The following is an 11,023-nucleotide window of genomic DNA, read 5'->3' as shown; positions in this document are numbered from 1 at the left end:
TAGAGAAATTTTCCCGAAAAGTGATTATATAGTGAATATGTCGATAATTGGATTGGTTTTTATGATAATATCTACACAAAACTGGATATTTGCAAGGTTTTCTATTTACTTCGATTTATATCAAGTAATTTTAATTTCATGGATTGTAAAACTTTTCGCTGAGAGAAGTCAAAAGTTTGTATATTTTGGTGTTGTAGGTTGTTTCTTTCTTTATTATTACTATGAAAATGTAATATCTTTAAACATTAAGTATCGAAGTGACTTTATTACGTTTTTCTCTTGAACTTTAAATACAAACCGGATGGGGTTAATGAAAGATGAATATTTCAGAAAAACTTAGCCAGCAGGATTTACAACAAATATTAGTTAACATCTATAACAAGGGTCAAGAACTAGAGAATATTGAAACAAAGGAATTAATTGAAGAGATAAAGAATCAGTTTTTAGCTTTTATATATGAAGAAGATTAAATGATAGGGGGATAAGATGAAACGCTTTTTTGATTTAATCATTACGGTACCCTTGCTTATTTGTATATCCCCAATCATGCTTATCATTGGGGGAATTGTACGTAATAAAATTGGATCCCCTGTTATTTTTAAACAGCAACGTCCTGGTTTATACGGAAAGCCATTTTACCTTTATAAATTTCGCTCAATGACTAATGATAGATATAGTAATGGTCAGTTACTACCAGATAAACTTAGGATCACTCGTTTTGGGATTTTATTAAGAAAATTTAGTTTAGATGAACTACCTCAACTTATTAATGTGATAAAAGGTGACCTTAGTTTAGTAGGTCCAAGGCCATTATTGATGGAATACCTTCCTTTATATACGGAAGAACAAGCCAAAAGACACAATGTTAGACCGGGAATTACTGGTTGGGCACAAATTAACGGTAGAAACGCAATTACCTGGGAGGAAAAGTTTAAACATGATCTCTGGTATGTAAATAACCATACAATTATGCTAGATACTAAAATATTATTAATTACGGTTTGGAAAGTGATTAAGTCACATGGAATTACACAACAAAATCACCCCACTGTTGAAAGCTTTAAAGGTAATAAGTCTACTATAAAAGAGGGTCATGGATGAATATTGCTGTTATTGGTAAAGGCGGTCATAGCAAGGTAATTGAAGAATTAATTAAAAACGATAAGGAAAATAATATTGTTGGATTCTTTGATGATAAATATTTGGATTTCACAATCGAAAATAACATATATTATGGGCCAATTCTATCAGCAACTAAAATGATAGAATTTTTTTGTGATGTCAAATTTGTTATTGCAATAGGAAATAATCGTATAAGAAAACGAATTTTTGATGATTTAGATATACCTGATTATTATTATACAACTTTAGTTCATCAATCGGCAGTTATAAGCAAAAGTGCAAAAATCGGTACAGGAACAGTTATTTTTGCAAATGCTGTTGTAAATGCTGATGCTAAAATCGGGTCTCATTCAATAATTAATTCTAGTTCAATGATAGAACACGACAATAATATAGGAGATTTCGTTCATATTTCGCCCAATGCTACTTTAACAGGTTCAGTTGAAATAGAAGATGGAGTCCATATTGGTGCAGGAGCAACAATTATTCCAAATGTGAAAGTTGAAAAATGGTCAGTGATTGGTGCAGGGGCAACAGTCATTAGCAATATACCATCAAACTCTACAGCTGTTGGGGTACCTGCAGTCGTAAAATCTAAAAAAGTAATTGGGGGTGTTTAGGGTTGCCCAAAAAAATCTATTTATCTGCTCCCCATATGAGTGGAAACGAACTAAAATATATAATCGATGCATTTGAGACAAACTGGGTCGCACCATTAGGTCCAAATGTTGATGCATTTGAAAAAGAGATTGCTTCTTATGTTGGAGTCAATGAAGCTGTTGCAGTAAGTTCAGGAACTGCGGCAATTCATCTGGCTCTTTCTTTATTAGGAGTCCAGTCGGGAGATAAGGTTTTTTGTTCTAGTCTTACATTTGTAGCGAGTGCAAATCCTATCTTGTACCAAGGTGCTATACCTGTTTTTATTGATTCCGAGCCGGAAACCTGGAACATGTCTCCTGATGCGTTAAAGGTTGCACTTAAGGAAGCTGCAGATAATGATGACCTACCTAAAGCAATAATAGTGGTCAATTTATATGGTCAAAGCGCTAAATTGGATGAAATTAAATTAGCATGCAACCAATATAAAATTCCGATAATAGAAGATGCGGCTGAATCTTTAGGCTCTTCATACAAGGGAAAACCAAGTGGTACCTTAGGTGAATATGGCATTTACTCCTTTAATGGGAATAAAATTATAACCACTTCGGGTGGAGGAATGCTTGTATCAAATGATACTGGAGCAATGAATAAAGCGCGTTTTTTAGCAACCCAAGCAAAAGATCCTGCTCCACATTATCAGCACAGTACTACAGGTTACAATTATCGGTTAAGTAATGTTTTAGCCGGGATTGGTAGAGCCCAATTAGAAGTTATAAATAGTCGAGTTGAAACAAAAAGAGCAATTTTTAATAGATATTACGAGGAGTTAGCCAGTATTCCAGGTATTGAATTTATGCCTGAATTAGAAGATACATTTTCAAACCGATGGCTCACAACCTTGACAGTAAACCAGGAAATTTCTGGGGTTTTTGTAGATGAATTATTGCAATCCTTAGCTAATGAAAATATTGAGGCGCGACCAGTATGGAAGCCACTGCATCTACAGCCCCTTTTCGAAGGTATAAAATTTTATCCTCACTTTGAGGGGTTAGATGTCTCCAAACATTTATTTGAGAATGGTATCTGTTTACCGTCAGGTACAAATATGACAGAAAGTGAACAAATTCGAGTGATTGAGTGCTTAAAAAGTTCACTAAAAATCAAGGAAAAAAATGTTGTAGGATATTGAGGGTTAAAAGTGACTAAATTAAATGTAAAAAGAATTCTTCATATAGTCGGGGCAATGAACAGGGCTGGGACTGAAACGATGTTAATGAATATCTATAGAAATATTGACCGTGAAAAGGTACAGTTTGATTTTATTTCTTTTTCTCGAAAGAATGCTCATTATGATGAAGAAATTAAAAGTTTGGGTGGAAGAGTTATAAAGTTATCTAACACACAATCAATAAAGGATCTTTTACGTGTAATAAAAGAATATGGACCCTATGAAGCTGTTCATTCTCATACACTCTTTCATTGTGGGATAGCTAATTTAGCAGCAAAATTAGCTGGAATAAAAATAAGAGTAGCTCATGCTCATACAACTTTAGACAATAGTGATTCTGTCATTAGAAAATTATATATAAGGGCTATGAGGGTTTTAATCAAGAGTACATCTACTCATTTGCTGGCCTGCAGTAACGAGGCAGGGAAATATTTATTTGGGAATAGTGTATTAAAACAGTTAAATTATAAGTTCTTTCCAAATCTTATTGACTATTCGGTTTTTTTAAAAGTTGAAAGCGAGCAAATTAATCATTTTAAAAACGAGTCCTCCATGGATAACGGTATCGTAATTGGTCATATTGGGAGATTTATAGAATCAAAAAACCACAAATTTTTATTAAATATTATGAAAAACCTTTTAAAAATGGATCCAAATATTACCTTACTTTTAGTTGGTGATGGAGATCTAAAACAAGAAATTGAAGCAATAGCGAAAAATGAAAATATATACCACAATATAAAGTTCGTAGGGATTCGGAATGATATTTCTACAATGTTACATTGTATGGATGTTTTTGTGTTCCCTTCTATTTATGAGGGACTAGGTCTTGTGCTTTTAGAAGCACAGGCTAGTGGTCTTCCGTGTATTGTTTCAGAAGCAATACAACCTGAAGCGGATTTAGAACTGGGTTTAGTCACAAGACTGAATCTTAATGATGAGGCCGAAGTTTGGGCAAAAAAAATATTAGAACTAGCCAACAAAAAAGAAACAGAAACAGAAAAGATAATTAAAGGTTTTAAGAAAAAGGGATATGAAATGACAAAAGGTATTTCTAATCTTTTGGATATTTATCAGGTATAACTTGGAGGGGCACATGAAGAACGTACTCATTTCTTCATTTGATATGGAGGTTGGTGGGGTAGAAAGAAGTTTAATAAGCATGTTGAATAATTTTGACTATGAAAATTTTAATGTTGATCTTATGCTGTATAGTCATACTGGTGAGTTTATGAATCTATTGCCCGATTCCCCAAATTTATTGAATGAAGTTAAAGCATACAAAACATTTAGAATGTCGATTGGACAGATTTTAAAGAGAGGAAATTTACCAATCGGAATCATAAGACTTTTTTCTAGATATAAAGCTAGTTTAGATCGTACAAATGAAAATGGATACAAACAGATGCAATATATGTGGAAATATGCATTACCACTTCTACCGAAATTAGAAAAAAGTTATGATGTTGCAATAAGTTATTTATGGCCGCACTACTTTATAGCAGATAAAGTTAAGGCAAAAACAAAAATTGCATGGGTGCACACTGATTTTTCAACAGTAGAAACCGATCAAAAAATGGATTTAGAAATGTGGATGAAATTTGACCACATTGTTGCGGTATCTGAAGAGTGTAAAAACTCTTTCGTGAAAAAGTACCCGGTACTAAAACGAAAGGTAAGTGTAATGGAAAATATTTCATCTCCAGAGTTTGTAAGAGAATTGTCTCATGAGCCAGTAGAAAATCCAATGTTAAACGATCAGCGCTTTAAATTAATCACAGTGGCTAGATTTTCACATGCAAAGGGTATTGATAATGCCGTTAGAGCCCTAAAGATCCTTCAAGACAAAGGATATAAAGATATTGCATGGTATGTAGTTGGATATGGTGGAGATGAACGGATAATTAAACATTTAATTTCTAACTATGGACTTGAAGAGTCGTTTATTTTGTTAGGAAAAAAGATGAATCCATTTCCATTTATGAAGGCTGCAGATCTATATGTACAGCCTTCAAGGTATGAGGGAAAAGCTGTAACTGTTGGAGAAGCACAGATCCTCTCAAAGCCAGTACTCATCACAAATTATCCAACTGCCCCAAGTCAAGTGAAGAACGGGATTGACGGATACATATGTGATTTATCTGTTGAAGGAATAGCGGATGGTGTAGAAAGATTATACATTGACAATGCACTTAGAGAAAAACTTGTAAATAACTGCAAAAAGACTAATTTTGGTAACCAATTTGAACTTGAGAAATTATATGGGTTAATAAGGTAAATATATTTGAAAATGGAGGATAATATATGGCGATTCTAGTTACTGGTGGGGCAGGCTATATTGGCAGTCACACATGTCTAGAGCTCCTAAATAATGGTTATGAAATTGTTGTAATTGATAATTTTTCTAATAGTAAGACAGAATCATTAAAGCGTGTATCTAAATTATCAAATAAAAACTTTAAGACTTATCAAATTGATTTATTAGACAAAAAAGGACTAGAAGAGGTGTTTTCTACAAATCAATTTGAGGCTGTAATTCATTTTGCCGGTCTTAAGGCAGTAGGTGAATCTGTTAACTCTCCACTTAGATACTATGAAAATAACGTCACCGGTACCATTTTACTTTGTGAGGCTATGAGGAAGCATGGGGTGAAAAACCTCGTATTTAGCTCATCTGCTACTGTATACGGATCAACAAATGAGGTTCCAATTAGTGAAGAAACTCCGTTAAATCCGATGAATCCATACGGGCGGACAAAGCAAATGTGCGAAGAAATTTTGAAAGATATATATATATCAGATCAAACATGGAGTATTTCTATATTAAGATATTTTAATCCTGTCGGAGCTCATATTAGCGGGATTATGGGCGAAGATCCAAAAGGGGTTCCGAACAATCTTATGCCATATATTTCGCAAGTAGCAGTTGGCAAATTAAAGCATTTGACTGTGTTTGGAAACGATTATCATACAATCGATGGAACAGGAGTAAGAGATTATATCCATGTGGTTGATCTAGCGAATGGTCACTTAAAGGCATTGGAAAAGGTATTGGCAACTAAAGAGATTGGAGTCTATAACCTTGGTACTGGTCAAGGTTACAGCGTATTTGAGATGGTTGAAGCATTTGAAAAAGCTTCTGGGGAGTCAATTCCATATATCATTAAAGACCGACGCCCAGGTGATGTAGCGATTTGTTCCGCTAATCCATCCAAGGCAAGAAATCATCTTGGCTGGCAAGCAACCAGGGGAATTGATCAAATGTGTGAAGATAGTTGGAGATGGCAACAAAACAACCCAAATGGGTATAACGAACAGTCTGAAAAACAAAATAGAAGTGAACAACCGGTGTTTAATCATGCATCGGATTTTTTTATGCCTAAAACGTAACATAGGAGTGTTAAAGTATGTTGCAAAAGGATTTGGTAAGTATTGTAGTGCCAATATATAAGGTAGAAAAATATTTGAATAGATGTATTGAAACGATTATAAATCAAACATATAAAAATATAGAAATCATCTTAGTAGATGATGGGTCTCCTGATAATTGTGGTGCGATGGCAGAGGAATATGCTCAGCTAGATAACCGGATAATCGTTATTCATAAGAAAAACGGTGGATTATCGGATGCAAGAAATATTGGTATAAAATACGTTACCGGAGATTTTACTATTTTTGTAGATAGTGATGATTGGTTAGAAAAGAATATGATAGAAGAACTGGTTAATATTAGCCGTAAGCATAAAGCAGATGTAGTTCAGTCTGCTTTTTATTATGCTTATGAGGATTATTTACTTTTTGATGATAGGTATTATAAAAAGGATGATCCACCAATTATTTTAGGAAATAAAGCTTTAATGGCAGAGTTGGTTTTAAACGAACGAATTAAAAACTTTGCATGGGGGAAGCTCTACAAAACAAAGATTATTAAAGATATTCCATTTAAGAAGGGGGTATTATTTGAAGACGTATTTTGGGCTCATAATGTTATGCACCTCGTAAATACGTATGTAATCGTGCATCAACCACTGTATTTCTATTTACAACGGAGTGACAGTATCGTTTCTACATATACTCACAGAAACTTAGATATTCTTGAAGGATTAAAAGAAAGGCACTACTTTATCGAACAGTATTATCCAGAGCTAACTAATGAGTCCTATAAGGTTATATTGAAAAATAGTTTAATCCATTACAATCTCTTACTAATGAATAGGAAAAAAGATAAATCTAGTTTACACAAAAGAAAGATACAGGCTTATATCGTGGATCATTACAATGAATTTCAAATTGCTGTTAAAGGAGATAAACAATTAGACCTGCAATTACGATTTTTTGCAATTCATCCATATTTTAATATTTGCTTACCTTTTATTAGGAAGGTTTTAAGGAAGTGTAAGATGTTGTCAAAACCTATTGGCTTAGAAAGAATAAACGTTAAGACCAAAGGGGATTTAATAAATGAAGAAGCTAGTTGAGAAACTAAAAAAATATCTTTCCTTAGCAGTTATCCATATATTTAATTGTTTTCCTATAAAGAAAAATAAAATCTTTATGTTTAGTTATTATGGGAGTCAATACGGATGTAATCCAAAATATATTTCCGAATATATTATCCAAAATACTCCGGAGGGTCAATTTGATATTGTTTGGGCTTTCAATGATTTTAAAAAGAAGGATCACATTCCAAACATAAGAACAGTAAAGACAATGACTTTGAAATACTTTTATGAACTTTGTACTTCCAAAGTGGTGATTACGAATTTTAGAACAACAGATTTGTTTGTGAAAAGAAAAACTCAGTATTACATACAAACATGGCATAGCTCCCTGCGTTTAAAACAAATTGAAAAAGATGCAGAAATTTCACTACCCGAACAGTATGTTCATATGGCTAAAAAGGATTCCAAAAAATGTGATCTATTATTGTCTGGCTGTAAATACAGCACAAATATATTTAAAAGAGCCTTTTGGTATGAGGGAGAAATTTTTGAACATGGAACACCAAGAAATGACTTTCTATTTAATAATAATTCTTTATTGAAAGAAAAGGTATTTCATGCATTATCGATCCCTCCTGATTATAAGGTTGTGTTATATGCACCCACATTTAGGAATGATAGTAATCTTGCAGTATATGATCTCAATTATTTAAGCTTACTAAAAACCTTAGCAAATAAATTCGGGGGTAAATGGATATGTTTAGTTAAATTACACCCTCATTTAATGTCAAAATCAAAAGAGCTTATTTGCGGCAATAATGTAGTTGATGTAACGAGTTACAATGATATTCAAGAATTGTTAAGTATATCTGATGTTTTAGTATCTGATTACTCATCGCTTATGTTTGATTATTCTATTACCCGTAGGCCATGTTTTTTATATGTTCCTGATTTTAACGATTATATAGAACAAGATAGAAACCTTTATTTTGATTTATTAGAATTACCTTTTAAAGCTGCAATGACCAACAATGACTTGCTTAATGAGATTAACTTATTTGAATTTGAAAAATACAATGCCGATTTAAAACACTTTTTTGAAAAAGTTGGCTCATTTGAAGATGGAAAGGCTAATGAGATTTTAGTTAAGCGTATAAGTGAAGTTTGTTTTAACGAAAATGGGAGGAAAATGAATGAAGCCGTATAAAATTGGATATACAACGGGTGTTTTTGATTTATTTCATGTTGGTCATTTAAATATTATAAGAAGGGCAAAAGAACAATGTGAATTTCTCATCGTCGGGGTCAGTACAGATGATTTAGTGCTGAAATATAAAAATAAACTACCAGTTATTCCTTTTGCTGAAAGAATGGAAATTATAGAGGGGATCAGATATGTAGATGAAGTTGTTCCACAAATTAATCGAGACAAGTTTTCAGCATGGGAGGATTTAGCATTTAATGTCATGTTTGTTGGGGATGACTGGAAGGGTGATCCTCTTTTTAATGAAGTTGAAAAGCAATTTAATCACGTAGGTGTGGACATTGTCTACTTTCCTTATACAAAAGGAGTTTCCTCAACTGAACTTAAGAAAAAAATAGAATATAAGGAAAAGGTTGTTTAAGTGATGAAACCGGTAATAAGTATTATTGTACCTGTTCATAATGTGGAGTTGTATCTTGAAAAATGCATAGAGAGTATACTTAATCAAACCATGAATGAATTTGAATTAATATTAGTAAATGATGCATCAATAGATCGAAGTGGAATCATTTGTGATTCATATGCTCAGAAAGACAATAGAATAAAAGTCTACCATACAAATTATCGTGGGGTAAGTGCAGCAAGGAATATAGGAATTTCTGTTTCTCATGGTGAGTTTATCGGCTTTGTTGACGGGGACGATTATGTCGATAAAGATATGTATAGTAAATTACTGAAATTATGTAAACAAACTAATTCTGATATAGCTGTTTGTAAATTAGGTAGAGAAATAAATGGAAAGATAATCAATGAATCTAATAGTGAACTCATAAAAGAGCTTAATCATATTGAAGCAATGAGAGAACTGTTTAAGGGGAATTTATATCGTTTTTCATTATGTAACAAATTATTTAGACGGAGCTGTTTTGACAATATTACATTTCCTGAAGGTCGCATTCACGAGGATTTATCAACAACTTATAAGTTATTTAGCCAATCGATTAGATCCATTTATACAAATTATATCGGTTATATCTATGTTAAACGTGAAAATAGCATTCTTACATCACGCTTCAATGAAAAAAGGTTGGATGCCTTTTTAGGGTGGGATGAAATATTACCCTTTATGAATCAAAGGTATCCCGAGCTATCAGAAGAGGTTATATCCTGTTTTGCATACGGATGTACGGATAATATTCATTATATTCTAAATCAAGTGGAAGATAAGGAGCACATTGAGAAGTATTTAATTGTAATTAAACAAATCGTTAAAAAGGTTTATAGACTGATAATGTTTAACAATGCACTTTCGTTAAAGTATAAGCTAACACTTACGTTGCTTCAATGTAGTACTAATTTATTGTTTTTAACGAATAATTCAAGAAAAATATTAAGGTTGGGAATATAATTATGAAACCAAAAATAAGCATTATCGTTCCAATATATAAGGTTGAATTGTATTTACGCAAATGTGTTGACTCCATATTAAATCAAACATTTACAGATTTTGAACTTATTCTTGTGAATGATGGGTCACCTGATAATTGTGGGAAGCTATGTGATGAGTATGCAATGAGTGATTCGCGAGTGATGGTTATACACAAAGAAAATGGAGGTTTATCATCTGCAAGAAATGCAGGAATTAAGATTGCAAAAGGAAAATATATAGGGTTTGTGGATAGTGATGATTATATCAATAAAAAAATGTATGAGATTTTATATAACAATGCAGAATTACATCAATCTGATGTTGTTGTTTGTGATGTGATTAAGGTTGAGGTAGACCTAAGTAATGACTTAGAACAGTGCCTTGATTCGGATTATGACGTACAGAACTTCACAAATATCGAAGCACTAAACCAACTATACTCACCAAATGAAAACGTATTTGACCCAATGGGGAAGGGTGGTGAAAGGTGGATATTTGCCGTGAACAAGTTGTATAAAAAAAACTTATTTCAATCCTTAAAGTATCAAGAAGGAGTAATATACGAAGATGAGCTTATCGTTCACAGAATTTACTATCAATCCACAATGGTAACTTCTGTTTCAGCAAAATTGTATTACTACGTTCAAAGGCCAGATAGTATCGTGTATTCTCCTTTTTCAATTAAAAAATTTGATAGGGTATTTGCCCTTAAGGAACGCGCTGACTTCTTCAAATCAATAAGCCAAAAAAATTTGCATGAAAAGGCATTCAAATGTTATTTAGAAGTGCTTATTTGGTATTATTTCGTCGCTAAGTCAAATCTTAGTGATGTTGGAAAGGAATTGAAAAAACTTAAAAAGACCCTAAATGGAAATATAGTTTCTCTAATGAAAAATCCCTATATAAGCTGGAAGCAAAAAGGAATGATTATCATGTTCATAATCAATCCTTCTATATACGGAAATATTAAAAACTTAATTGAAAGACGACAATTAAAA

General features: G+C 32.7%; 13 protein-coding genes. All 13 read left to right on the top strand.

The window, feature by feature from the left end:
- A partial coding sequence (locus V7147_RS24570; protein ID WP_335370418.1) for an EpsG family protein occupies positions 1 to 283 on the top strand: 283 nt, incomplete at its 5' end.
- 34 nt (positions 284 to 317) lie between these two features.
- Positions 318 to 470 (top strand): hypothetical protein, encoded by a 153-nt coding sequence (locus V7147_RS24565; protein ID WP_335370417.1) that lies wholly within the window; start codon positions 318 to 320, stop codon positions 468 to 470.
- A gap of 16 nt (positions 471 to 486) precedes the next feature.
- A complete protein-coding gene (locus V7147_RS24560) occupies positions 487 to 1,101 on the top strand; it encodes a sugar transferase (protein WP_335370416.1) in 615 nt (204 codons plus the stop codon).
- Positions 1,098 to 1,742, top strand: coding sequence for an acetyltransferase (locus V7147_RS24555; RefSeq protein WP_335370415.1), 645 nt, complete (start codon positions 1,098 to 1,100; stop codon positions 1,740 to 1,742). The genes V7147_RS24560 and V7147_RS24555 overlap by 4 nt, the downstream gene beginning before the upstream one ends.
- Positions 1,743 to 1,777: 35 nt before the next feature.
- On the top strand, positions 1,778 to 2,911 hold the full coding sequence (locus V7147_RS24550) for a DegT/DnrJ/EryC1/StrS family aminotransferase (protein ID WP_335370419.1): 1,134 nt from the start codon (positions 1,778 to 1,780) through the stop codon (positions 2,909 to 2,911).
- Between the two features lie 9 nt (positions 2,912 to 2,920).
- A complete protein-coding gene (locus tag V7147_RS24545; protein ID WP_335370414.1) occupies positions 2,921 to 4,033 on the top strand; it encodes a glycosyltransferase family 1 protein in 1,113 nt (370 codons plus the stop codon).
- A 13-nt stretch (positions 4,034 to 4,046) separates the two neighbouring features.
- On the top strand, positions 4,047 to 5,228 hold the full coding sequence (locus tag V7147_RS24540) for a glycosyltransferase (RefSeq protein ID WP_335370413.1): 1,182 nt from the start codon (positions 4,047 to 4,049) through the stop codon (positions 5,226 to 5,228).
- 26 nt (positions 5,229 to 5,254) lie between these two features.
- Positions 5,255 to 6,340, top strand: coding sequence for a UDP-glucose 4-epimerase GalE (galE, locus tag V7147_RS24535; protein WP_335370412.1), 1,086 nt, complete (start codon positions 5,255 to 5,257; stop codon positions 6,338 to 6,340).
- Positions 6,341 to 6,357: 17 nt separating this feature from the next.
- The gene (locus V7147_RS24530; RefSeq protein WP_335370411.1) at positions 6,358 to 7,428 is read left to right on the top strand and encodes a glycosyltransferase family 2 protein; all 1,071 of its coding nucleotides are present in this window, start codon (positions 6,358 to 6,360) and stop codon (positions 7,426 to 7,428) included.
- The gene (locus tag V7147_RS24525; protein WP_335370410.1) at positions 7,412 to 8,599 is read left to right on the top strand and encodes a CDP-glycerol glycerophosphotransferase family protein; all 1,188 of its coding nucleotides are present in this window, start codon (positions 7,412 to 7,414) and stop codon (positions 8,597 to 8,599) included. The genes V7147_RS24530 and V7147_RS24525 overlap by 17 nt, the downstream gene beginning before the upstream one ends.
- Positions 8,586 to 9,017 (top strand): adenylyltransferase/cytidyltransferase family protein, encoded by a 432-nt coding sequence (locus tag V7147_RS24520; protein ID WP_335370409.1) that lies wholly within the window; start codon positions 8,586 to 8,588, stop codon positions 9,015 to 9,017. Before V7147_RS24525 ends, V7147_RS24520 begins: the two co-directional genes overlap by 14 nt.
- Positions 9,018 to 9,020: 3 nt before the next feature.
- Positions 9,021 to 10,004 (top strand): glycosyltransferase family 2 protein, encoded by a 984-nt coding sequence (locus tag V7147_RS24515; RefSeq protein ID WP_335370408.1) that lies wholly within the window; start codon positions 9,021 to 9,023, stop codon positions 10,002 to 10,004.
- Positions 10,005 to 10,006: 2 nt separating this feature from the next.
- Positions 10,007 to 11,023 (top strand): glycosyltransferase family 2 protein (locus V7147_RS24510; RefSeq protein WP_335370407.1); only part of this gene is annotated, 1,017 nt, incomplete at its 3' end.

It is taken from the genome of Bacillus sp. JJ1521 (genome assembly GCF_036965165.1).
In the GTDB taxonomy this organism is placed as follows: domain Bacteria; phylum Bacillota; class Bacilli; order Bacillales; family Bacillaceae_L; genus Ferdinandcohnia.
The sequence above is the reverse complement of the archived record's forward strand: the minus strand, read 5'-3'. Positions and strand labels throughout refer to the sequence as shown.